Source organism: Arenibacter echinorum (genome assembly GCF_003259375.1).
In the GTDB taxonomy this organism is placed as follows: domain Bacteria; phylum Bacteroidota; class Bacteroidia; order Flavobacteriales; family Flavobacteriaceae; genus Arenibacter; species Arenibacter echinorum.
The window spans coordinates 627,251-652,193 of the sequence record NZ_QLLN01000002.1 but is presented as its reverse complement, the minus strand read 5'-3'; the positions used below and the strand labels follow the sequence as shown (position 1 = coordinate 652,193).

The window sequence follows — 24,943 nt, the reverse complement described above, 5'->3', positions numbered from 1 at the left end:
AAGAAATTTATGGAGCCAAAGACGCCTAGTGAATCGCGCACCTTAATGACCGATATGGTCCTTCCAAGTGAAACCAACCCATTGAACAACTTGTTTGGAGGGGAATTGTTGGCCAGAATGGACCGTGCCGCCAGTATTGCCGCTAGGCGCCACAGCAGACGTATAACCGTTACTGCTTCCGTAAACCACGTTGCCTTTAACCAGGCTGTTCCAGTAGGAAGCGTTGTTACGGTAGAGGCAGCCGTTTCCAGGGCCTTCAAGACCTCAATGGAAGTCTATATAGATGTTTGGATGGAAGACCGATTTAATGGTGAGAGATGCAAAGTTAACGAAGCCATATTTACTTTTGTTGCCGTAGATGACACTGGAAAACCCACGAAAGTTCCTGAACTAAAACCGGAGACCGACTTGGAGATAAAACGATATGAAGCTGCCCTGCGCAGAAAGCAGCTCAGTTTGGTACTTGCAGGCAAGATGAAGCCCAAAGATGCCACCGAGCTCAAGGCGTTATTTATGGATTAAAAATCGAAATTATTGGGATCAGGTCCAAATCTTTTTCCACGGTCCAATTGCTCTAATTTTTTAACATCCGTAGCGGCAAGTTCAAAGTCGAAAATATCGGCATTGGCCCTAATCCGTTCCTTTTTGGCAGATTTTGGAATGGTAACAACTCCCTTTTGCAAATCCCACCGCAGTACAATTTGGGCAATAGTCTTATTGTATTTCGCCGCTAGGTCCTTCATAATATCCAATTCAAAGATATTCCCTTGCATTAAAGGCGACCAGGCTTCATACTGAATGGTATTTTTATTGCAAAAATCGATCAAATCCTGTTGTACCAAATACGGATGAAATTCCATTTGGTTCACCATTGGGACAATTTCCGAGGAAGTCATTAAATCTTCCAGATGGTGTTGCATAAAGTTACTTACTCCAATAGCCCTTACCCCCTTATGCTTGTACAAATATTCCATTGCACGCCAAGTCTCCTTATATTTTCCCTTTACGGGCCAATGTACCAGGTACAGATCCAAATAGTCCAAATCCAATCGCTTTAAACTGGACTTGTATGCCTTTATAGTACTTTCATAGCCCTGATCGCTATTCCATACCTTACTCACCACAAATATATCTTTGCGGTCCACACCGCTTTCCTTGATCCCTTGACCTACTCCCTCTTCATTCTTGTAGATCGAAGCAGTGTCTATATGTCGATATCCATCCTCTAAGGCCCATTTTACGGCATTAGCAACTTCCTTTCCATCTTTGGACAAATAAACCCCTAAACCAAAATAGGGCATCTCTACCCCATTGTGCAGTGTAAAAGTTCCTTTTAAATCCGTTAAATTCTTCAATTTTAAATTATTTTATAGTTGATATATCCATTCCTCAGGATTAAGTCGGGTAGTATCCTTGTAAAGATAAAATTTTAGTTGGGTAGTGCCGCTGGATTTACTGGTGTAAATATCCCCCAAATCCGACTTGGTATTTACCTTATCCCCTTTCTTTACATAAACTCTGGAAAGATTGTAATAGGTACTTATATAATTTCCATGCTTAATCTGTACACCTTTATTCCCACCTGGAACAGATAGTATAGCAATAACTTCCCCTTCAAAGATAGCCCTTGCCTTGGATCCTTCATCAGTAGCAATTATTACCCCATTGCTTTCGTGCTTTATACCTGGATAAACGGCGTCATTATAAACACCAAAACCCTGTCTTTTAATTCCCTTTTCTACCGGCCAGATCAATTTTCCCTTATTGGCCGAGAAATTATTGGCCACAATAGTAGCCTCGGGAGTCAAAACAAACTTACTACTACTTGTAGCGGTTGTACTGCTAGACTTACTCGCTTCTCTATTGGAGGCGGCTATAGCGCTACGAATTAATCTTTCTATTTGTTCATCGATCCTTCTGGCCTCCTTCTTCTTATTTTCAATGGCCGTTGCGTATTTGCTTTCATTCTTCCTTATACTCTTGAGCAATTCCTTTTGGGACTGGATTTCCTTATACAACTGATTTTTAATCTGGGTATTTTCCGTAACAAGTTTGTCCTTCTCCTTACGCTGTTCGGAAAGGTCTCTGTTCAATTGGGTAAGCTCGTCCGTTTTGGAAACAATTTGTTCGCCCTGTTCCTTTCGGTATTGGGTATATTGCTTCATATACTGAAACCGTTTAAAAGCCTGCAGAAAATTCTCGGAGGATAACAGAAACATTAACCTACTCTGTCTGGATTTATTCTGATAAGACTTTTGGATCATATTCCCGTATTCCTCCTTAAGAAAGGCAAGATCGTTACGCAGTTTTCCAATATTCCTTACATTGGTGTTAATCTGTCTATTAAGTAAGTTGGACTGTTGATTGGTAACCCTGATCAACTGTTGGCGTACATTTATTTTTTGATCCATGGCCTCCATCTGCTCCAAGACATTTCCCTTTTCCTTTTTCTCGGCAAACAATAATCGGTTAATTTCCGATATTTCCTTTTGGAGTTGTTCACGCTTAGATTCCAATGCCTTCTGTTCATTGGTTTGAGCCATTACAAAATTGCCCCAATGCATGAACATAACTAAAAGAAAATAAACTATATAAGAGTGCTTACTTCCCATATTAATTTAATACGATTTCTTTGAAACCATTTGGTATACTATATGGAAAATTCAGTGTCCTATTGAACTCCATATTTCTAAACTCAACCGTAATATTATTGGTATTGTCTCCATCAACCGCCAGAATATCTATCTCCCCGGGCAAAATCCATTTATTAACTTTTTGATAGTTCTTATAGTTGATTTCCAACAATCGTTTCTCCCATGGTTGCGATAACTGCTGCGTGGCCATTCTATAATTTAAGGGTTCTATCTGAAACAGTGTTTTAAAAAGATCCCCAGCCTTTTTTGGTTTCAACTGATAGTTGTCGTTGGCAATATCCACCGTATACTTTTCATCCCTTAAATCGAAAAGGGGTTCTCCTAAAAGAAGGTTTTGTACTTTTTGAAAATTAAGGTCAGTTCCCAGTAATTGACTCAAATAGGAGAAATTCCCATCAAAATATTCATTGTCCAACTTATTATAAAACGACACCCTTTCCGGAGTAATGTATGCCTTTACGATTCCCAAGGGGGCACTTAACCAAATGGCCTTATCTTTTTCCATCCTAAAACTTACACTTACGCTTTGAGTGCTTTCCCCGTCGGAATAATCTATTCTCATCTTTCCACTTAGGGTCTTAAAATTAATATGGGAATAATAGTGGTTTCTTATGACCGCCTTTGCGGTCAAATTTTCATCCACAGTACCGCTTTTGATTACGCTTGTAGACTTACACGAAAACACCAATAACACAAAAATGCCAAGTATAGCCCATTTTTGAAGTCTTTTAAAACTGAATTCCATAAATTTAAGACCCGGATTTTAATTTACTAAGATACATATTTGCTTTGGAAGAATTTCCCAAAGCATTGTTAGCATCCACTAATTCTTTGTACATTTTATTGGCTAGATCAACATCATCCAATAAATAATCCAACCCCGACTCCAATATGGCTATGGCCTCCTTATGCTTCTTGACCTTATTTAAACTAAGTCCGTAAGTGTAATAAAAATATGGTTGTGCCGGGAAATTCTCTATGGCCTCCTCACTTACGGATGCTGCACTTTTAAAGTCGCTCTTTGCCAAATACCCCGAAATTATGGACAGATAATTATCTGTGGGGTTTTCCTTTTCAACCTTTACAATTACGGTATCTTTTAGATTTTCAGTATTTTCCCTACTCTTAATAGAATTATAAATTTTAGATGTCAGCTCCTTGGAAAATACCGTATTTTTCATACCGTTAAGTATTTTCAATGCATTTTCATAATTTTCCTGTTTAAAATAGATCAAAGCCAGGTTTTCTTGGATTTGTACATTATTGTAAGGGATCTTATCCTTTATCAAGTCTAGGCCCAACCCTTGGCGCTGCATAATATCTACTATGGTATTCAATACCCAGAAATTATCGGGCCTGGCATTCAAAGCCGAAATACCATATTGCTGTGCCAACACAACTTGTTTGGAAGCCAAATAGGCCTTGGCCAATTCATGGTCCAATACCGAATTGTTCGGATCCAACCGTTTACATTCCAATAAGAGATTAACGGCCCTATCGTAATTTTCAATTCCTTTTTGTTTTAACGCCTCAAAGAATTTTTCCTGAAACTCATCGGTATATTCCTCTAAAAAGACCTCTGCACTCTCTTCTTCCTTAATTTCATTTTCTTGGGCACAACTAGGTCCTGGGATTAAAACAAGCCCCAAGGCAAAAATAAATATGTACACCCTCCTTCTCATATTAATAGTTCCATTTTATTGGAAAACAGATCTTAAACCTTAAATAACTTAAGACCCAACATTGTATTGCCCCAAAATTACTTTTATTCCAACCGTTTCCTATTGCAAAATAAAAAGACAACCAAACCTCCATAAAATTAGTGATAATGCCAGAGCCCACCCTGTTTATCCCGGGGTTTTATTTTAACCCGGTACTACCAAATCCTCCCGAGCCCCTAGGGGTTTCGGAAAGCTCCTCGACCAAGTCCCACTCCGCCCTTTCGTGCTTGGCAATGACCAATTGGGCTATACGCTCTCCATTTTCTATGGTGAAAGCCTCCGTGGAAAGATTTATCAATATTACCCCTACTTCCCCTCTGTAATCCGCATCAACCGTGCCAGGTGCATTTAGAACGGTAATTCCTTTTTTCGCCGCCAACCCACTACGTGGTCTAACCTGTGCCTCAAAACCTATTGGAAGCTCCAGAAAAAGACCAGTCTTTATTATAGATCTTTCCATGGGTTGTAATACAATGGATTCTGTAAGATTGGCCCTAAGATCCATACCGGCAGAAGCCAAGGTTTCGTAGTTAGGCAAGGGGTGTACCGATTTATTGATGATTTTTATAATCATTTTCTTAGAAATATTTGTTTTAGTTTATCACTTTCAAGCCTATATACCATGGCCAAAAATAGAATAAAAAATATACTGCCAATAATCAAATTACGATTGAAAACGTAAAAAGATAGCATGGAAAATGAGATGGAAACCACTAGGTAAAAAATTATTTTTCTGTGGTTGTAAGGTATAGGATAGTACATTCTTCCAAAAAAGAAAGAAAGGATAACCATGGAGCCATAAGCTACCAAAGTGGCCACTGCGGAAGCTACGTATCCGAAATAGGGAATAAAGGCATAATTAATAATTATCGTTAGTACCGCTCCTATCAGGGAGATATAAGCTCCAAATTTTGTACGGTCCGTCACCTTATACCATACCGAAAGGTTGTGGTAGATTCCCAGACAAAAGCTGGCCAATATAATAATGGGCACTACGGACATGGCCTCCCAATACTCGGAATTGGGTACAATAATTAATTTAAGCACATCTGCGTAGACCACAACGGAAAGCAAAATAACACTTCCCAGGATTACAAAATAATTGGTGATCTGTGCATATGCCCTTTGCGGGTTATCACTTTTGGAGTGACTAAAAAAGAAGGGCTCTATACCCATTCTAAAGGCCGTTGCAAATAGCGTCATGAACAAGGTAAGCTTGTAACAGGCCGAATATTTCCCAATCTCACTCTCGGCAATATCGTTGGGCAAAAGCCAATCCAACATAATTCTATCAAAAACTTCGTTGACAGTAAAGGCTATACCAGCTACTAAAACAGGTCCAGCGTATTTCATCATGCTGGTCCATATAGACCTGTCGAATACGTATGGCCTTCTTAAATAGAGACGCAACATCAACAGGAGCGTTATGCCACTAGCAATTAACATAGAGATAAATATGTAGGAGATTTCAAAGTTCGGCTTGTAAAGACCGCTTAAAAATGAATCTGGCTTGTTTTCGGCCATAATTGGAAGAATCATTAGAAAAAAACAATTCAATCCCAGGTTGATTACCACATTGGCAATCTTGACCAAAGCATAGCGCATTGGTTTTTCATTGGCCCTTAACCAAGAAAACGGAATGATTACCAAAGCATCCAAAACAAGAATTAATATCGCATAAGAGATATATTGCGGATCTATATCACTTATTGATGAAATGGGGCCCTTAAATATAAAGGCTAGGAGCATGAACATAAAGGACGAGGCCCCAATGGAAATTAGTGAGGTGGTAACAACCGTTTTCCTATTTAGAGAGGTATCGTTGTAAAAACGGAAAAAGGCCGTTTCCATACCATATGCAAGCAACACATTAAAAATAGCAAACCAGGCAAAAATAATGGAAACCTCCCCGTATCCATCCGTGGGTAGAACCGTTACATATAAAGGCGTTAAAAGAAACGATAGCATCCGGGGCAATACCGTAGCTAAGCCATAGATAAACGTCTGTTTAAATAGTTTTTTAAGTGGATTCAAAGAAATCTATGAATTAGCTTTAAAATTAGGCATTTAATCGATGCGGGCAAAGTTAGTTAATTAGCTTATTCAACATATGCCCAATATAAATTCTTTATAAATATAAAAGCCCCACATTCCTGTGAGGCTCTCTTATAATTTTCAAAAGGGACAGCTAAATTACTATATAACTAATTATTCAAAGCCTCCGCTCCACCAACAATTTCTAAAATCTCGCCGGTGATGGCAGCTTGTCTTGCTTTGTTATATGTAAGTTTCAACTGATTTCTTAAGTCGGTCGCGTTATCTGTTGCCTTGTGCATAGCGGTCATACGAGCACCATGTTCACTAGCAAAGGAATCACGCACCCCTTTGTACAATTGGGTCTTCAATGATTTTGGAATCAATTGTTCCACAATCTCCGCCTTGGATGGTTCAAAAATATAGTCGGCCGCCGAATTGGCTTCACCTTCTACAGGAACAATCGGTAAAAATTGCTCTGTAATCACAATTTGCGTAGCGGCATTCTTGAACTTGTTATAAACAATTTCAATTTTATCGTATGCCCCTGTGGTAAACAGATCCATCAATTCCTGGGCAATGGCTGCCACATTATCAAAGGTCAAATCATCATAAACCGAACTGTGGTTTGCAATAACCTTGTTCTTTTTCTTTAAAATATCATTGGCCTTTTTACCAATGGCAACAAAATCTACCTGTTTGCCAGCATATTTCTCCTTAGCCAACAATGCGCTTTGCTTTAAAATATTCGTGTTAAAGGCACCACATAAACCCCTGTTAGAGGTTATGGCAACGATCAAAACCCTATTTACCTCACGATTATCGGCAAACTTGCTTCCGGAATCTGCATCCAAGCTAGCACTAAGACTTTGCAAAAGCTCCGACAATTTATCGGAATATGGACGCATTGCGGTAATGGCATCCTGAGCCTTCTTCAACTTAGCGGCAGATACCATTTTCATGGCACTGGTAATCTGCATCGTTGAAGATACCGAAGCAATTCTATTACGTATTTCTTTTAAATTGGCCATAGGCTCCACTTAAGCTCCCCATGGAGAGGAATACTGTGTTATACATTCATTTATTCCATTTTTTCTGTCTTCTTGGTCTCAAGAAGACAGAAAAAATACTTTATTAATATTTAGCAGATAGATCTTTAGCTACAGAGCTCAAAACATCTATTACCTCATCTGTTAACTTTCCTGCCTTAAGCTGATCCAAAACTCCTCTGTGCTTGGCATTCAAGAACTCGATATAGTCTCTTTCAAACTCCTTTACTTTCTCTACAGGAACCTTGTTCAACAAGTTCTTGGAACCTGCATAAATAATAGCTACCTGATCTTCAACAGTAAAAGGATCGTTCTGTGCCTGCTTAAGAATTTCAACGTTTCTACGTCCTTTTTCAATAACATTCAATGTAGCGGCATCCAAATCTGAACCGAACTTGGCAAAAGCCTCCAATTCACGGAATTGTGCCTGGTCCAATTTTAATGTACCTGCTACCTTCTTCATTGATTTTATCTGGGCATTACCTCCAACACGCGATACTGAAATACCTACGTTGATCGCTGGACGAACCCCTTGGTTAAAAAGATCCTGGGTCAAGAAGATCTGACCATCCGTAATAGAAATTACGTTGGTAGGAATATAAGCGGAAACATCCCCAGCCTGAGTCTCAATAATTGGCAAAGCTGTTAAAGAGCCTCCACCTTTTACCATTGGTTTCAATACGTCTGGCAAATCGTTCATATTCTTGGCTATAGTATCATCCGCGATAACTTTTGCGGCACGCTCCAATAATCTGGAGTGAAGGTAAAATACATCCCCAGGATATGCCTCACGTCCCGGTGGTCTTCTTAACAACAATGATATCTCACGATACGCAACTGCTTGTTTTGACAAATCATCATATATAATCAAAGCTGGCCTACCGGTATCCCTAAAATATTCTCCAATTGCCGCTCCGGCAAATGGTGCATATACCTGCATGGAAGCAGGATCGGAAGCATTTGCCGCAACAATAGTAGTATAGGCCAAAGCACCAGCGTCTTCCAATGTTTTTGCAATATTTGCTACCGTAGAGGCCTTCTGGCCTATTGCAACATATATACAATATACTGGCTCCCCTGCATCGTAAAATTCTTTTTGATTCAAAATGGTATCCACACAAACGGTAGTCTTACCTGTCTGACGGTCACCAATAACCAACTCACGCTGACCCCTACCAACAGGAATCATAGCATCGATAGCCTTTATTCCGGTTTGCAATGGCTCTGTAACCGGTTGACGGAAAATAACCCCAGGGGCTTTACGCTCCAATGGCAATTCATATAAATCTCCAGTTATTGGTCCTTTACCGTCTATTGGGGCTCCCAATGTATCCACAACCCTACCTACAATGCCTTCACCAACTTTAATAGAGGCAATGGTCTGGGTACGTTTTACAACCGATCCTTCCTTTATATTTCTGGATGGGCTCAACAATACCACACCAACGTTATCCTCTTCCAAGTTTAGAACGATCCCTTGAAGCCCACCTTCAAATTCTACCAATTCTCCGTATTGGACGTTAGATAATCCATAAACCCTAGCGATACCATCACCTACTTGTAAAACGGTACCTACCTCGTTTAATGAAGCTGATGCTTCAAATCCCGATAACTGCTTTTTTAATATTGCTGATACTTCAGCGGCTTTTACTCCTGCCATTTGTTATAGATATAAGATTAGGACCATATTGAAACCAACATCGCCCAGAAAAATTATTTATAGACTATTTGTAAACTCTCTTTTCAAATTACTCAATTTGTTGGCTATACTTGCATCATACTGCAAATCCCCAACACGCAAAATAAACCCCCCAATAATGCCCTCATCCACTTTGTTCTCTATGGTGGATTCATTACCGGTAAGTTCAACTATTTTGCCCAATATCTTTTTCTCCAGATCGGCGCTTAGAGGAACCGCGGTGGTTACAAAGGCTACACCCTGACCTTTACGGGCCTCATTTAAAATAATGAACTTTTCGGCAACATCGTTCAAAATTGAAATTCGCTTATTGTCCACCAAGGTAGAAATAAGTCCTTCCGTAACTTGATCACTACCCTTGAATATTTCGGATAAGGCCTTCTTTTTAAGTTCACCTGGCAAAACAGGGCTCCCCAACATTTCCTGAAGTTCAGTACTACTAGCTATAGTGGATAATATAATGCGAAAATCCTTCTCCACCTGTTCGGTAGCCTTATTCTCTACCGCCAGATCCAATATTGCTTTTGCGTAACGTACGGCTGCTCTAGCTTCGTTCATATCTCTCTTCCTAATTTAGCTTGATATCGCCGATCATATCCTCAACCAACTTCATTTGTTTGGCCTTATCGGAAAACTGCTCTTTAATAACTTTTTCCGCAATCTCCAAGGATAGGGTAGCTACTTCGTTCTTTATATCGGCTACGGCCGCTTTCTTTTCACTTTCAATGGCAAGTTGCGCCTGCTTGATCATTTTATCAGCCTCTGCCTGTGCCAAATCCTTGGCATCCGTAACGATTTTCTCTTTCATTTCACGGGCCTCCTTGATCATAGCCTCACGCTCTACCCTTGCTTCTTGCAAAAGACGTTCGCTATCGGCAGTAACATTTTGCATTTCCTTTTTGGCGTTTTCTGCTGCAGCCAATGCATCCTTAATACCAGATTCACGATCCTCAACAGCATCAAGAATAGGTTTCCACGCAAATTTGCGCAATAAGAGAAGCACCGCTATAAACAATAACAATTGCCAAAAAAACAATCCAAATGAAAACTGCTCTATTAATTTTTCCATGTCCTAATATATGAAATGTAAACGTTTAATTTTTAATTGTAAAAGAACAGCTATAACCAACCGTTATAGCCGTTCCTTATTTTGTTTGACTAAGATGCGAAAAGCGCAGCAAAACCAATACCTTCAATAAGAGCCGCAGCAATCAACATTGCTGTTTGAATCTTACCTGAAGCCTCTGGCTGACGAGCGATGGCATCCATAGCAGATCCACCAATTTTACCAATACCTAAACCAGCACCGATAACGATCAAACCAGCTCCTACAATAGTTGGGATTTCCATAATATATATAATTAATTATTAAACATTCTAATTTTAGTGATCGTGATGCTCCTCAACTGCCGAGCCGAAATATAATGCGGACAACATCGTAAATATATATGCCTGTAAGGCCGCTACCAACAACTCCAACAAAGAAAGTGCAAATGCCAAACCAAATGACAACGGACTTCCGATCCAGTTTTTGAAGATAAACATCATTCCCAAAATACTCATTAAGACTACGTGACCCGCTGTAATGTTGGCATACAAACGAATCATAAGGGAGAAAGGCTTAATAAAAGTTCCCAAAAGTTCAATGGGCGCCAAAACAATCTTCATAAATACAGGTACATCCGGCATCCAGAAAATATGCTTCCAGTAATTCTTATTTGCAGTAAACGTAGTGATCAAATAGGTAAGGATGGCCAAAGCAAATGTTACTGCTATATTATTTGTAACATTTACGCCAAGTGGCGTAAGCCCTAGAAGGTTAATGATCCAAATAAAGAAAAACACCGTTAACAAATAACTCATGTATTTCTTATAATGCTTCTTTCCAATATTCGGAATTGCAATATCATCACGAATATAAAGTACTATAGGCTCCAACAGGCGTCCTATACCCTTTGGCAATGCACTGGTTTTGTAAGATTTGGCCATTCTGGCAAATAAAAACAACATCAAGGCAGACACCAAAAATATAAAAACAACATTCTTTGTAATGGAAAAATCCAATGGCTTTACATTGGTCGCATGATGATCTTCATCGTAGTTGATGGTCCCTTCTGAATCGGTCTTTACAATTTTACCATGATAAAGGGCATAATAATTTCCGTCTACTTCCGCAACGGATTCCCCATGGTGGAATTTGGAGGAAGAAAACACCTTTAAGCCGTTATCCCATAAAATTACGGGCAATGGAAAACCAACGTGCTCATTATTTTCCTCGTCTAGGGTAAAAAGGGTAAAATCGTGGGAATCCAACAAGTGATGCCCAATAAATTCCTTGATTTCGGTTTTTAGGCTTCCTTTTTCTTCGCTGGACGAATGGTCCTTTTCTTGTGCGAAAGCATTGATACCCAGAAGAAGTGTAGCAACTAAAAGAACTTTGACGTAAAATGGTTTTTGCATATCGCTTAAAATATCGGTCTCAAAAAATCCGTGCAAATGTACGCTTTTATCTCAAAAAGAAAAAAGCATTAAACGGTTTATTTTGGACCATATCTTAAAAGTAATATGGAAAACAAAATTGAAGCTAACTATTTAGCATTCTGGCAGTAAAGAATGTCTCCAAAAGAAGGCACACCAAATAGGGAACAAAAAAGGTGGTAAACTCCAAAGATTCCATGTTCCCATCTGCATTATAGAAAGGATAAAAAACGAGAAAGAAAAACAAAAATTTGAGCATACTTCCCCCTAAAAAAAGAAATCCGATCTGATCTCTCCATTTCTCCCGAAACCAGTAAAGCACCGAAAATATAATCAGGGCCAGAACCACATTGAGCAAATAGGCCAAAACGATCATATGGTCCAATAATGGAAATCCGAACAAATAAAGTATGAGTAGGTGAAGGCAGAAAACCAACAGGCTCAACAGTATTAAGGAAAGGTAAAAAGTAAAAAGAAATTTATTCTTGGACATTAATACTTTATGCGTTTCAATTGCTGCAAAACCAAGTAAATAGCAACGGCCACTCCTACTAAAGTAAGCACAATAACAAAGGTCTTGGATTCCATTTCAAAATATTCATCCAACCACTTTCCTCCCTGGGCAGCCAAAAAAATTATTCCGCCCATTTCAATGGCAACACCTGTAAGGATTGCCGCATTTTTTAAACCATTATTATTTTTAGGAGGCTTTTGCTGGTTCATTGGTGGTTGCTGAGTGTTTTGTTGGGCTATTTAAAGCGCCTTTACCCTCCTTGCCCTTCATGGTACAGGACGCATTAAAGGTAGCACCAGGCTCAACCGCTAATTTGGATACTATGACAGTGCCCTCAATTACAGCAGAAGACTTTAAGGACAAGAGATCGGCCACGATCAACTCTCCGTTAAAATTACCTTCAATATCGGCATTGACACACTCCACTTTACCATGAATATAACCATCGATACCGATGACCACTTTTCCTGAAGTTTTTACATTACCGTCCAATTTTCCATCAATCCGAAAATCGGCTTCGGAGACAATGTCACCTTTGATTTTGGTGTTTTTTTCAATTCTGTTGGGTTGTCCGCCTAATTCTGTCATAACACGAGGTTTTTTGTTATCTGAAAACATTTTGCTAAGGTTTTGGGGTTTATTGCTGAGCTTTATAATCTGCTATATTCTTATGTACTTGAATTATTTTATAGTTGTTGGATAAAATTACGAAATTCTCATCAGCGATGCGGTAATCCTTATTGTTTTTTATCAATTCTGCATACCCTAGAGCGAAGTCCTTGGATTTAAAACCATGAACCACTATAAATTGATCCTCTAGATTATAGATGTCCTTGGAGACCACATTCTTATACTTTAGATCCTTTATGGATTTTTCCAGAAGCTCCTTAAGCCTAAGGGCTTTTTTATCGTCCCTAATTTTAAGTGGAAATACCACCTTCCAGTTTCCTGTACCGGTAGATTCGGTTTCGGTGGAAAATACCTTGGGTTCCAATTTTGGCAATTGTTCCGCCACCATGGTCTGTGCCTTTTTCCCTTCGGGATTGTTAGGATAGTTCAAGGCCACATAGTTCAATGCCTCCTTAAAATCCTCAAACCCTTGTAACCTACCAATAGCATTGGCCTTTAGCATTTCAAATTTTGGAACAATTGGGTCCCCTGTATATTTGCTGATGTTTTCTTCAGCCCCTGTAATTACTTTTAAAAACTCCTGATTTTGGAACATCCTGTACAAACGTTGATACTTGGCATCCGGACTATCAGCACTTCCGGTTAAAATGGCCTGTGGGTTTAAAAGGATTTCTGCATATCTGGATTCCGGATGGTTTTTAATGATATCGTATTTCATATCGGTGGCCAACGAACTTCCAGACTCTTCGTATATCTTGTACAGGTTGTATTTTGATGGAATTATTAGCCTTTCTTCCGGATTGGATCTTAAAACGCTCTCCAATTTACCTGCCGCCAAAAGGTTTTCCTTAAATTTTTCCTTATAGATCAACCCCAATTGATAATTGGCGAAGTTACGCTCGGTCCTTAAACTGTCTATCAGCAATGGATCCGTAGGTATTTGACTTATGTAGAACTCAACACTGTATTTTTCCTCTTCCCCCAATGCCTCAAGATTATTCGCTACCGTATTGGCCAGATTTTCACCATTTACCTCTAGGTTTTGAGCTTTGGATTTGTTGGACCAGCGCCAATCGTCCTCCAAGCTTCTCTTCCCCCATCTAGTCTTAAAATCGTTCTTGCCATAACCCAATGTGGTTATGTTATAAAAATAAAACTTGCCCTTGTTCTCCTTTCCTCCCTTTGTTTTACTGAAAGCGGCAAAACCCGCATTGGCCATATTTTCCCCTTTCTTTCTTTCTTGTTCGGCAACTGCCTTTAATTGGGCAATATGCTTCTCGAAATAGGTTATCCTATCATCAATTGAAAACTCATATAAAGTAATTACACTATCCGTATACTGCACTACCTCCTCATATTTAATGACATCTTCCAGGTTATCAAGTTTCTTTTTAACCTCCCTATACTTCTTGGTGTTTTCATTTAAATTTTGTAATACACTGTCATAATAAGCCCCGGAAGGTTTGTATTCATTCTGGTCGAAATTATAAATCGCCAAATTTTCATAGTTCAGAGCATTCAATTGGGGCATATTCTGAGTGGCCCTCAAAGACTTATTATAATACACCAAGGCCAAGCTATCGGATTTATTTGCCAAATGAAATTCTGCTACTTGACGGTATATTTTATTCAAGAAAGGCCTATTTTCCCGGTCTTCCTCCAATTCCGTAAGGTACTCGAACATTTCCTCCCTATTGTCGTCGGTAAGTTCGGTATTCTGAATTTTTTGTAAATGGGCATTGATCATGTATACCCTGGGCGATTTCCTATTTAAGTCGATTACCTTGTCGAAGGCATAATTGGCACTGTCCTTAAACCCCAATTCATTGTACAACTGACCAATTATATATAGGTAGCGACCCTTTTCTGGATTTTTTTTGGTGTATATCGATGCAATCTTTAACTGCTGAATGGCGGTATCCGCAATTTTTAGATTGATGTAGGCCTGACCAATCATGGCACGGGCATCGGCATATTCTTGATCGCTTAAATATTCCTGCTTAATTAAACGCTTTAAATTCTTGAGGGCAAGCTCTTCATTTTCGAGACGAATATTTACCTTTTCCCTCCAAATGGTTGCTTCGTTAAGCTTATCGCTCTGCGTATATTTATTTAGAATATAATTAAAGGATTCCAAGGCGGGCATATAGCGCTGGTCAAAATACCTGGCCTTGCCCAAAAGTAAAAAGGCCTCATCGGTCTGGGGATTGCGCTCCTCGTCCTTTATGTCCATACTGTGTTTTTGTATGGCCTTGGTAGCCTTTTCTTCTGCAATAAGGAAATTGGGGTTGTTATCTTCGGAATCCAACTTTATGTCTTCGGTGACCTCCAGTCTTTCCACGGGCAATATTTCCCAATAATTATCCTGGTATACGGCATTCAGACCCTCACGCCCTTCTTCAAAAGCAATGTTCCCATTATACAAGGTATTGTACTTGGTATTAAGTGCGTGCCAATTACGGTTTATAAGGGCGTCTTTCTTGGTGGAACAGGCATTAAACGCCAATCCTCCAAAAACAACCGAAAATATAAGTTTATTGCGAAGCTTCAAAATTCTATGTATTCGTACGTATCCTTAACTTAAAAACGACCGGATTATTATGTAGTTGGTCGACAAAAACTGCATTATTTTTAGTTATTGGATAATTCCTTACCTGGCCATAGAAATGATCAGGAACAAAATTCTTGGTAAAAACGCAACTTCGGGTTACCAAACTAAAAACCGGCGGAAAACCTTATTGAAGGGAAATAGCGAAAATAAGATTGATTGATAACGCCATTATTGGCTCTAGGACAATTTATCCTCCAAAAAACACTTCCAACTCCTTAAGGGTTTCCTTAGAGGTCTGGATATCCCTTACCAGCTCTCCCTTGTTGAGCACTACGATCCGCTCACAAACCTCAGTAACATGGATAAGATCATGACTGGAAACCAAAACGGTAACTTCCTTACTAGCCGCCAAATCCTTGATAATCCCTTTTAGCTTTATTTGGGTGGTTGGATCCAAGTTGGCAAAAGGTTCGTCCAATATAATTACCTCTGGATCACCAATAAAAGAGGCAACAATACCGGCCTTCTTCTGATTTCCTTTAGACAAGTCCCTCAAGTATTTTTTCTGACCCAAAATTTCATCGTGAAAAAAATCTTCGAAGCCAGCCAAAAGACTATCTACATCGGCCTTATTACGGCCCCTCAGTTCCCCTATGAAATAGAAGTACTCCTCCGGAGTTAGGTATCCTATTAAAAAAGTTTCATCAATAAATGCCGACGTAAATGGCTTCCATGCCTCACTGGTATCTACTTGCACCCCGTTATTAACGATATGTCCTGTAGTAGGCTGAATTAAATCGAGCATTAAACTGAACAAAGTAGTCTTTCCGGCTCCATTATTGCCCACCAGACCAAAACTTTGACCTTTCGGTATTTCCAAATTTTCAATATTCAGAACTATGGATTCGCCATACTTTTTAGTTAAATTTTGAACTGAAATCATAGATATATGTTTTTATGCTTTTTGTTTGTAGGCTGCAAGCGTCTTATACTTTTCCTTCTTGTAGATGGCCTCGATCATGGCAAAAACCTTATTTCTAAAACCAAAACCAATAACGCCCGCCATCCCTACAAAAATATAGCCCGCGGTTGGACTAATTAAATAATGCCCTAGGGCATAAACACCCAAGGGAAAAATTAACTTTGGCAATGTCAGTAACAAGGTTTTTGTATTAAAGGCCTGTTTGTCTCCAAAAGCCTTTTTATTGGATGTTAGATCAATGGGTGTTTTAATATAGGCACCGCCCCATAGCACGAGATAGGAATTGACACCAATATTGTATATTGCCCCAACAATCACCGCTATATAAGCATCCCATCCAAAGTAGATATAGAAGGAGGCCAGAATAGTAGTTGCTAGGGTGGCTATGATTATCAAATACCATTTGGAAGTTAAATATTCCCTGTACCTGATATTCTGACTCATCATTAAGGGATAATAAGAACTGTCCCAACTAGGCACAAACTGACCAAAACTGAATAAGAATCCCCCGGAAATAAAAATCCCTGCAAATATTCTCCATACAGGTCCGTCGTAAGCCTCAACAGCACCAGTAAAAAAGAACAGGCCATAAAAAATAAAGAAAAAACTCATTATTACAGCGGTTTTTGATCTCTTGTTCCTCCTGATCAATTTAATATCGTTCTTTAAAAAGGTGCCCAAATTACCAAAACGGTTCAACCAGGCATAGTCCTCCGTTTTGGCCATAGATTTCTTTCCTGCCAGTCCGGCATCCAGATACATATGCCTTTTAAAATAGGTAAAGGCAGAAGTTGCCAATGCTATCAGCAATCCCCAAGTTAAAAAGGCCATCCAAGGTAGGTCATAGAGTGTGTTAAAAAATGGCGAGGTGTAGTCCGTTATATTAAACAGTTCATAATACTGACAAACTCCCAGGAGCGAAAAAATGCCCAGCAGCATGTAAAAAACATTGTCTTTATTATTGACCAGTACGTTTATAAAATTATTGCATAAAAACAGCGCCATGATTGCCAAATGCCAACCAACGACTCCCACGGGGGAGTAACCCTCAACCAATAGTACAACAGAAAAGGGCACAAAGAAAAAAGCATGTGACCAATTAAAAAATGAAACTACCGTTTTCCCCAAGGAATACGCCACTATCTTACTTTTGTTGATAGGAAGGTAGAGTAAGGGCTTAATATTGGTAATCGGCATTTTCTGCAGCATATACCTAATGTACAGATCCCCCACCAAATAATAAATCATGAACCTATTGACTACCAAAAGGGGATCTCCCCAACCTTGCCTTTCTATGATATAAAAAGCACCTATTCCTAGGCCCAGGAATACGGCCATAAAATAGAGAGCCCCAAAAACCATAAAAATCTTTATGGCAAGATTGGCCTTAAAAGAGGCGGATCTAAAAAAGGATTTCCATTCAAGCGTAAGAAAGTGCTTTAGCATTCTTTTGGATAGTTGAACCTGATAGATTAGTGCCTAAATTAGGGTATTTGTTACAAACCGCTAGTATTTTTTTAATTTCCCGTTTTAAATCCTCCATGCTTTGCTTAATTTTGTACCAAAGATTTAATATGGCCCACTTTCATTCGCTTACCGTTCAAAAAATTAAAGCGCTTACCCCGAACTCAGTTGCAATAACTTTTGCAATTCCTAAAGAACTGATACAGACCTTTGCCTTTACCGCAGGTCAATACATCACTATTAAAAAGGAAATAAAGGGCAAGGAATTGCGCAGGGCCTATTCTATTAGTTCCTCTCCTAAGTGTGAGGGTATAACCATCGGTGTCAAGAAAGTGGACAAGGGGGGATTTTCAGATTTCGCACATAACAAACTCAAGGTAGGGGATGTATTGGAAGTAATGCCGCCGGAAGGCCGATTTATTTTTAAACCCTCTCCGAATTCAAAAAACATAGTGGCCTTTGCCGCAGGTAGTGGTATTACTCCGATCATGAGTATTGCCAAAACCGTTTTGGAATCCAATTCCAAAAATAATTTTGTGTTGGTATATGGGAATAAATCCTATAAGGAAACCATGTTCTACACCGATTTGGTGAAGCTACAGCTGGAATATACCAATAGGTTTCATATCTATTTCATTTTGAGTCAAACCCAGGAGGATGAATCCATATTTGGGCGTATAGAGGCCTCAACAATAAACTATGTCCTCAAAAACAAACATAAAAACCTGGAATTCAGCGATTACTATCTGTGTGGGCCAGAGGCAATGATACAGTTGGTGACCGAAAACCTAAAAGACAAGGGCATTTCTGAGGATAAGATTCATTTTGAATTGTTTACCTCAACGGAGATCAAGGATGAGCTTCCTGAAAAATTGGAAGGCAAAACCCAACTTACCGTTATTGTGGACGATGAGGAATTTTCCATATCCATGGATAAAGGTACCTTGGTATTGGATGCCGTTTTAAAAGAGAATATAGATGCGCCCTATTCCTGCCAAGGTGGAGTATGCAGCAGTTGCATTGCCCGAATCAAGGAAGGAAAGGCCGACATGGTAAAAAACCAAATTTTAACGGATGGTGAAATAGCCGAAGGATTGATCCTGACATGTCAGGCGCACCCCACAACCCCTACTCTTACAGTAGATTATGACGATGTGTAAATACTAAGGGTTGTTTGCTTTTTTCCAAGTCGGCACTAAATAGACGTCTAAGACTACCTAAATTTCTGCTCCATCACCCTTGCGGCATGTTCGTAACCAATGGTATAGGCTTTTTCAATACCTTTTTTGTCCAATATCCCAACGAGTTCCAAGGCTTTTGGTTCGAATAATAGGTCACATTTATTTACTTTGTTCCTGTTAATGGCATAAATCATTAAAGAGGTAGTCCTATTGGCCAACTGCAAGGACGATTTTATTCCTTCTTTGGGAATTTCCTTGATACCGGAAACATTACTCCCAATAACAAAATCTGATGAAGCGGCAACTTCATCATAGGGGAAATTGTTCATTATACCTCCATCGGCATATAAGCGTCCATTAATAGCCACTGGACTAAAGACAGGCGGTAATGCCGCAGAAGCCAACAAGGGTTTAATTAACTCCCCTTCAGAAAATATTTTTTCATCCCCCTTTTGCAAGTCAGTAGCCACTACATAAAGCTTTCGCTGCAAAGACTCAAAAGTATTTCCTGGAAGATATCTCGCCAAAAGATCAAAATACCTTTCTGTATCCAAAAGGCCTGGCTTTAAAATCGTCATAAAATGATAGCGGAAGAGGGGCGTTTCTTTAAAGAACTGGAGCATTTCTACAACAGAACTTCCGTTGGCATACAATGCCCCTACCAAAGCTCCTACACTGGTGCCGGAAACGGCCCGGGTACTAATGCCAAATTCGTTAAGGGCTTGGATCATCCCTATATGCGCCATTCCCTTTACGCCCCCTCCGGACAATACCAATCCAACCGATTTTGATTTTATTTCCGATAAATCCATTTCAGACCTTGTTGATCATAACTGTTTTGCAGCAGGAATATAATTGACAAACCATAGGCCAAAATTACCTATATCGGGTCTAACTTTAAAAAAATCAATCAGAAATAAATAGCTATCTACAAACTAGCTGGTTGGTAAGCTGGCTCTGGCCCAGCCGATTTTGACATATTTCCACTTTTAATCGACCCATTGATTCCATAAATCGGATTTTTAATTTCAACACCTCAAAGTTTAGGTGTAAAAAACCGACCGCACAGTACGTTCTGCACAATCCTTAAGATTATTTACTTTTCCGGAATTGAAAGGACCCTGTAGCCCAAAAGAAATAAAATAAGCCTAGTTTTTTGGCATAGAAGCGCATTTTTTCTTGGCATAGGCAAGACAAGAAACCACAAGGCAGACAATTTTTAGGACTGTAATAAAAACACCAAGAATATAGCCGGCATAAAATAAATGGCTATGGTCCTTGCCCCATCGTAATCCTTGGCCATACGCTGACCAAATAGCAACATCAACAAGGCTAGACATGCAAGAATAGCACCTACCAAGGCAATAGAACCATCCCCTTCAACCATTAGAAAATAAAAACCTATGGTACATAGGGTCCCTGCCACCATTTCGGTTACCATTACAGTACCCAATAATAAGGGAACCATATTCTTAAAAGGCGTTTTGGAAAAATGTCCTTTTAACCATGATAAATTGCCCTTCCAGTCCAAGATTTTATCCAATGCACTTTGGAGAAAGGTAATGACTAGAAAAAGAAGAAGGAGTAATTCTGTGGGATAGGTTAATACGTTGTCCATGTTATTGACTTTAAGATTATACAATTCCTTTACGCGGCCTTTTTGTGTAACAATCGTGTTAATTTTATAGATAAATCCATCAATATTAGTTTGGAATTACCATTTCTTTCAATATGATAAATGGCGTCCTCCAATTCCTTCACAATGGGAACAATATTATTTTCATGTATAAATGGCGCAAACTTTTCCAATTGAAATCCCTCTACATGAATCCTCATAAATGCCAATTCACGGGTATTGTAATTGATCAAAAGGGCCTGTCTCATTACGGACATGCAATAATTCAAGAACTTTTTCTGGGTTTCCCTACCTGTCTTTGCCACCACTTCGCTCCAAGAAATAAGATCGTGGATCGCAGCCTTGTTGCCCTTGGCCTTAAAGGCGCTTCTGACCCATTGCACAAACCACTTCTCAAATACCAAATCCTCGGAATCGTTGTTCATGAAATCGAGGGCCTTATTAAAATTGCCATTGGCTTCATGGGATATTCTATGGGCATCCTCCTTGGAAACCCCCCTTTCTATAAGGGCTTGTGAAATTGCTTCTTCCGCCAGCCTGGGAAAATGCAGTATTTGGCACCTAGATCGTATCGTCTGAATTATTTGTTCCTCATCTTCCGCAATTAAGATCAATACCGTTTTGTCCGGTGGTTCCTCAATCAATTTCAGAAGTTTGTTGGCGGTAGAGGTATTCATTTTTTCGGCCATCCAAATAATCAGGGCCTTATATCCGCCTTCGTATGATTTTAATGAAAGTTTCTTCACCACATCTTGAGCCTCGTCCACCCCAATCTGTCCCTGTTTATTCTCAATCCCTATTAATTTATACCAATCAAAAAGATTTCCATAGGGCTGTTCCTTTATAAATTGGCGCCATTCCTCCAAATAATGATCACTAACAGCATGACTTTTTACCTTATCCGAATTGGATACCGGAAAGGCAAAATGCACATCCGGATGTGCCAAGGAGTTAAATTTGGTGTTACAGGCGCTATTGCCGTTGTTATTCTCGCCCTCACTGTTGCCACAAAGCAAGTACTGCACATAACACAATGCCATTGGCAAGGTGCCACAGCCCTCTGGCCCAACGAATAATTGGGCATGAGGTATACGACCTGCATCGGCACTGGACACCAGATGATTCTTTATATGGGAAAGTCCTAAAATATCCTTGAATAACATGGCCCAAATATAGCGGTTTTTATCCGAAAATTAACGGCTAGAGGGTCTTTGGAAATTATTGGAATAAACGCCATTACTTTTCAAAAAACCACTTCGAATTACACCTGACATCCAACTATTTAGATTTTTAAAATCAACATTAGGCCATAAGCCATGCAAATAAATGGAATTGTCTCTTTAAACACTACCTATAAATCTTTACATTTGTCACTCTCTAAAAATAAGTGGCAAATGAAAACCATCAACGATTTTAATTTTAAAGGTAAAAAAGCATTAATAAGGGTAGATTTTAATGTTCCCTTGGACGCGGATTTTAATGTAACCGACGACAATAGAATTGAAGCTGCAAAGCCTACAATCATAAAAGTATTGGAAGATGGCGGAAGTGCCGTACTAATGAGCCATTTAGGAAGGCCCGATGGAAAAGTAAATCCAGATTTATCCCTAAAACACATCTGCCACAAGGTATCCGAAGTACTTGGTGTAACGGTAAAATTCTCAACAGAGAGCATTGGCCCAATAGCTGAAAAAGCTGTGGCCGAATTAAAGAGCGGTGAAGTTCTTTTGTTGGAAAACCTAAGGTTTCATTCCGAAGAGGAAAAAGGAGATAAAAACTTCGCTGAGCAATTATCCAAACTAGGTGATATTTATGTAAATGATGCCTTTGGAACTGCACATAGAGCCCATGCCTCTACTACCATAGTTGCCCAATTTTTTCCAGAAAAGAAATGTTTTGGGTTCTTGTTGGCCAAAGAAATTGAGGCCATAGAAAAAGTAATGAGAACAGGGGAAAAGCCAGTGACCGCTATTTTGGGAGGAGCAAAGGTGTCTTCAAAAATTACGATCATCGAAAACATTTTGGATAAAGTAGACCATCTTATTATTGGTGGTGGAATGACCTATACCTTTGTTAAAGCCAAAGGGGGAAAGGTTGGAGATTCTATCTGTGAGGACGATAAAATGGAATTAGCCTTGGAAATTCTTGAGCAGGCCAAGAAAAAAGGAGTAGAAGTGCATATTCCTGTAGATGTTTTGGCTGCGGACGACTTTAGTAATAACGCTAACACCAAGATTGTAAATTCCAACGAGATTCCAGATGGTTGGCAAGGTTTGGACGCAGGGCCCAAAACCTTGGAAATATTTAAGGAAGTAATCTTAAAATCGAAAACCATTTTATGGAATGGTCCTATAGGGGTTTTTGAAATGGAAAGCTTTGCCAAGGGTACCATTGCCATTGGCAATTATATTGATGAAGCAACCAAAAAAGGCGCCTTTTCGCTAGTGGGCGGTGGAGATTCTGTTGCCGCAGTCAAACAGTTTGGTTTTGAAAACAAGGTAAGCTATGTTTCTACTGGTGGAGGTGCTATGTTGGAAAGCCTTGAAGGCAAGACCCTACCTGGAATAGCAGCAATATTGGCATAAATACGACGTTATTTAATATGGGTTATCTGTTTTTTCATCTGCTTTTAAAAATTAAATTTTAAAGTTTAGAAAAAAATCACGATTTTAGTCTGCCCCGCTTAAAAAAACAAACCTTATGAATACATCCAGATATATAGTATTGGGAGTCTTGTCTATGGGTTTCTTTGTTACAGGCGTAGCACAGGAATTAGATTCAATACCCACAGCGAGGCAAGGCCTTAATGTCATAAAGGCACAAGAAATTCCAGCTGATACTACGGCCATGGATATGGAAGGTGTGGAGCAGATGGAAACAATGGAAGCCAAGGATGATATTCAGGACAATCCGTTGCTTTTGGTGAAAGGGCAAAAAAAGTATGCTTTAAAGGACCGCCCAGAAACTGCAAAATTCGATAGCCTTTGGATGAAAGAGTTGTACGACAGTTCCTCTTTATTCGATTCCATTTATCAGGACATTACAGCTCTGGAAATAGATTCTGTATATCATTTTAATGTAGACACGGACACCTTAAAGGCCAGGTTAAAGATCTTAAATCAAAAAACCCCCTTTAACATTGTTTACAATCCCTCTTTGGAAAACGTCATACGATACTTTCTTACCCGTAAAAGGGATATGATGAGCAGGATGTTGACTATAAGCCAGTTTTATTTTCCCTTGTTCGAACAGGAGTTGGACAATCAAAATGTACCCTTGGAGCTTAAATATTTGGCCATTGTTGAGTCCGCACTAAATCCGAGGGCCCGCTCAAGGGTAGGCGCCACAGGATTGTGGCAATTTATGTACGGTACCGGAAAAATGTACGATTTGGATGTAAGCAGTTATGTGGATGAACGCAGCGATCCCATTAATTCTACCAAAGCGGCAAGTTTGTACCTTAAAAAGCTGCACGATATTTTTAATGATTGGGATTTGGCCTTAGCGGCATATAATTCGGGGCCAGGTAACGTAAACAAGGCTATAAGAAGATCCGGGGGTTACAAAAATTACTGGAATATAAGAAGAAACCTGCCCCGGGAAACTGCGGGATATGTACCGGCATTTTTGGCTACAATGTATATTTTTGAATATGCGGAAGAACATGGGTTTACTAGGCAGGTTACTGATCGTCCATATTTTGAGACCGATACCATACATGTAAAGAGCACTATTACTTTTAATCAAATTTCGGAATTGGTAGATGTTAGCGAAGAAGAATTAATTTTTTTGAATCCGGCTTACAAATTAAAGGTAATACCCTATGTCAAGGACAAGAATTATGCCCTGCGGCTCCCAGTAGATGCATTGGGAAAATTTGTAGCCAATGAGGAGGCCATCTATGCCCATGTAGAGAATCAACTAGAATCCAAGGAAGAGCCCTTACCACAAATAGTACAGTCTAAAGATCAAATAACATACAAGGTTCGCAGTGGCGATTTCTTGGGAAAGATTGCAGAGAGGTACGGTGTAGGTGTTAGTCAAATTAAAAATTGGAACGGTCTTCGAAGCAATAACCTTAGAATAGGACAAAGATTAACTATTTACCCAAGAAAAATTCCCGCATCAATAAGCTCGGTAAATACCAGTAAAAGTTCAACAAATTCAGTAGTTGCGGCGGGTACCAAGGTGCATACGGTAAAAAGTGGGGACTCCCTTTGGACCATTTCCAAAAAATATCCTGGAATTAGTATAGATAATTTACGAAAATGGAACGGTATTAGTGGTAATGACATAAAACCGGGCACAAAGTTAAAATTGTGCGATTGTTCTTCGTAAATAAATAACTAT

25 protein-coding genes are annotated in these 24,943 nt (G+C 39.4%); 4 read left to right on the top strand and 21 right to left on the bottom strand.

The window, feature by feature from the left end:
- The first annotated feature begins 9 nt into the window (after positions 1 to 9).
- Entirely contained in the window at positions 10 to 522 is a 513-nt protein-coding gene (locus LV92_RS06540; protein WP_111622827.1) for an acyl-CoA thioesterase, read from the top strand.
- Here LV92_RS06540 and LV92_RS06535 read toward each other — a convergent pair.
- The 18 genes from LV92_RS06535 to LV92_RS06450 form a co-directional block, all read right to left on the bottom strand.
- The gene (locus tag LV92_RS06535; protein WP_317046758.1) at positions 519 to 1,355 is read right to left on the bottom strand and encodes an aldo/keto reductase; all 837 of its coding nucleotides are present in this window, start codon (positions 1,353 to 1,355) and stop codon (positions 519 to 521) included. The genes LV92_RS06540 and LV92_RS06535 overlap by 4 nt on opposite strands.
- A 12-nt stretch (positions 1,356 to 1,367) precedes the next feature.
- Positions 1,368 to 2,612: a murein hydrolase activator EnvC family protein gene (locus LV92_RS06530; protein WP_111622826.1), complete on the bottom strand. Its 1,245-nt coding sequence runs from the start codon at positions 2,610 to 2,612 to the stop codon at positions 1,368 to 1,370.
- Between the two features lies 1 nt (position 2,613).
- Positions 2,614 to 3,399 carry a DUF4292 domain-containing protein gene (locus LV92_RS06525; protein WP_111622825.1) on the bottom strand — a complete coding sequence of 262 codons (786 nt, stop codon included), beginning with the start codon at positions 3,397 to 3,399 and terminating at the stop codon, positions 2,614 to 2,616.
- A gap of 4 nt (positions 3,400 to 3,403) precedes the next feature.
- Positions 3,404 to 4,336: a tetratricopeptide repeat protein gene (locus tag LV92_RS06520; protein WP_111622824.1), complete on the bottom strand. Its 933-nt coding sequence runs from the start codon at positions 4,334 to 4,336 to the stop codon at positions 3,404 to 3,406.
- Positions 4,337 to 4,514: 178 nt separating this feature from the next.
- Entirely contained in the window at positions 4,515 to 4,949 is a 435-nt protein-coding gene (gene dut / locus LV92_RS06515) for a dUTP diphosphatase (protein ID WP_111622823.1), read from the bottom strand.
- On the bottom strand, positions 4,946 to 6,409 hold the full coding sequence (locus LV92_RS06510; RefSeq protein WP_111622822.1) for a lipopolysaccharide biosynthesis protein: 1,464 nt from the start codon (positions 6,407 to 6,409) through the stop codon (positions 4,946 to 4,948). The genes dut and LV92_RS06510 overlap by 4 nt, the downstream gene beginning before the upstream one ends.
- 170 nt (positions 6,410 to 6,579) lie before the next feature.
- Positions 6,580 to 7,440 (bottom strand): ATP synthase F1 subunit gamma, encoded by an 861-nt coding sequence (gene atpG / locus LV92_RS06505; RefSeq protein ID WP_111622821.1) that lies wholly within the window; start codon positions 7,438 to 7,440, stop codon positions 6,580 to 6,582.
- 103 nt (positions 7,441 to 7,543) lie between these two features.
- On the bottom strand, positions 7,544 to 9,118 hold the full coding sequence (atpA, locus tag LV92_RS06500) for a F0F1 ATP synthase subunit alpha (protein WP_111622820.1): 1,575 nt from the start codon (positions 9,116 to 9,118) through the stop codon (positions 7,544 to 7,546).
- 57 nt (positions 9,119 to 9,175) lie between these two features.
- Positions 9,176 to 9,715: an ATP synthase F1 subunit delta gene (gene atpH / locus LV92_RS06495; RefSeq protein ID WP_111622819.1), complete on the bottom strand. Its 540-nt coding sequence runs from the start codon at positions 9,713 to 9,715 to the stop codon at positions 9,176 to 9,178.
- A 10-nt stretch (positions 9,716 to 9,725) separates the two neighbouring features.
- Complete coding sequence (locus tag LV92_RS06490; RefSeq protein WP_111622818.1) at positions 9,726 to 10,226, bottom strand: F0F1 ATP synthase subunit B; 501 nt, start codon at positions 10,224 to 10,226, stop codon at positions 9,726 to 9,728.
- Positions 10,227 to 10,315: 89 nt separating this feature from the next.
- Complete coding sequence (atpE, locus tag LV92_RS06485) at positions 10,316 to 10,507, bottom strand: ATP synthase F0 subunit C (RefSeq protein WP_031446173.1); 192 nt, start codon at positions 10,505 to 10,507, stop codon at positions 10,316 to 10,318.
- Between the two features lie 33 nt (positions 10,508 to 10,540).
- Complete coding sequence (gene atpB, locus LV92_RS06480) at positions 10,541 to 11,617, bottom strand: F0F1 ATP synthase subunit A (RefSeq protein ID WP_111622817.1); 1,077 nt, start codon at positions 11,615 to 11,617, stop codon at positions 10,541 to 10,543.
- A 124-nt stretch (positions 11,618 to 11,741) separates the two neighbouring features.
- Positions 11,742 to 12,128 carry a DUF6168 family protein gene (locus LV92_RS06475; protein ID WP_111622816.1) on the bottom strand — a complete coding sequence of 129 codons (387 nt, stop codon included), beginning with the start codon at positions 12,126 to 12,128 and terminating at the stop codon, positions 11,742 to 11,744.
- Positions 12,128 to 12,358: an AtpZ/AtpI family protein gene (locus LV92_RS06470; RefSeq protein WP_111622815.1), complete on the bottom strand. Its 231-nt coding sequence runs from the start codon at positions 12,356 to 12,358 to the stop codon at positions 12,128 to 12,130. Before LV92_RS06470 ends, LV92_RS06475 begins: the two co-directional genes overlap by 1 nt.
- Positions 12,336 to 12,767, bottom strand: a complete 432-nt coding sequence (locus LV92_RS06465; protein ID WP_111622814.1) for a bactofilin family protein — start codon at positions 12,765 to 12,767, stop codon at positions 12,336 to 12,338. The genes LV92_RS06470 and LV92_RS06465 overlap by 23 nt, the downstream gene beginning before the upstream one ends.
- A 19-nt stretch (positions 12,768 to 12,786) precedes the next feature.
- Positions 12,787 to 15,330: a type IX secretion system periplasmic lipoprotein PorW/SprE gene (gene porW, locus LV92_RS06460; RefSeq protein ID WP_111622813.1), complete on the bottom strand. Its 2,544-nt coding sequence runs from the start codon at positions 15,328 to 15,330 to the stop codon at positions 12,787 to 12,789.
- A gap of 247 nt (positions 15,331 to 15,577) precedes the next feature.
- Positions 15,578 to 16,273, bottom strand: coding sequence for an ABC transporter ATP-binding protein (locus tag LV92_RS06455; protein ID WP_111622812.1), 696 nt, complete (start codon positions 16,271 to 16,273; stop codon positions 15,578 to 15,580).
- A 12-nt stretch (positions 16,274 to 16,285) separates the two neighbouring features.
- Complete coding sequence (locus LV92_RS06450) at positions 16,286 to 17,758, bottom strand: DUF5687 family protein (protein ID WP_111622811.1); 1,473 nt, start codon at positions 17,756 to 17,758, stop codon at positions 16,286 to 16,288.
- A 128-nt stretch (positions 17,759 to 17,886) separates the two neighbouring features.
- Here LV92_RS06450 and LV92_RS06445 point away from each other — a divergent pair, with 128 nt between their 5' ends.
- Entirely contained in the window at positions 17,887 to 18,936 is a 1,050-nt protein-coding gene (locus LV92_RS06445) for a ferredoxin--NADP reductase (RefSeq protein ID WP_111622986.1), read from the top strand.
- 53 nt (positions 18,937 to 18,989) lie between these two features.
- On the opposite strand, the gene LV92_RS06440 is transcribed toward LV92_RS06445, so the two are convergent.
- The 3 genes from LV92_RS06440 to LV92_RS06430 all read right to left on the bottom strand — a co-directional run bounded on the left by LV92_RS06440 (position 18,990) and on the right by LV92_RS06430 (position 21,756).
- Positions 18,990 to 19,769 (bottom strand): patatin-like phospholipase family protein, encoded by a 780-nt coding sequence (locus tag LV92_RS06440; protein WP_111622810.1) that lies wholly within the window; start codon positions 19,767 to 19,769, stop codon positions 18,990 to 18,992.
- A 407-nt stretch (positions 19,770 to 20,176) separates the two neighbouring features.
- Positions 20,177 to 20,575, bottom strand: a complete 399-nt coding sequence (locus tag LV92_RS06435; protein ID WP_111622809.1) for a DoxX family protein — start codon at positions 20,573 to 20,575, stop codon at positions 20,177 to 20,179.
- A gap of 29 nt (positions 20,576 to 20,604) precedes the next feature.
- Positions 20,605 to 21,756, bottom strand: a complete 1,152-nt coding sequence (locus LV92_RS06430; protein WP_111622808.1) for a DNA polymerase III subunit — start codon at positions 21,754 to 21,756, stop codon at positions 20,605 to 20,607.
- A 231-nt stretch (positions 21,757 to 21,987) separates the two neighbouring features.
- Between LV92_RS06430 and LV92_RS06425 the strand changes: the two genes are divergently transcribed.
- Both LV92_RS06425 and LV92_RS06420 read left to right on the top strand, forming a co-directional pair.
- Positions 21,988 to 23,178: a phosphoglycerate kinase gene (locus tag LV92_RS06425; protein ID WP_111622807.1), complete on the top strand. Its 1,191-nt coding sequence runs from the start codon at positions 21,988 to 21,990 to the stop codon at positions 23,176 to 23,178.
- 115 nt (positions 23,179 to 23,293) lie between these two features.
- Entirely contained in the window at positions 23,294 to 24,931 is a 1,638-nt protein-coding gene (locus LV92_RS06420; protein WP_245946281.1) for a lytic transglycosylase domain-containing protein, read from the top strand.
- Positions 24,932 to 24,943 lie beyond the last annotated feature (12 nt).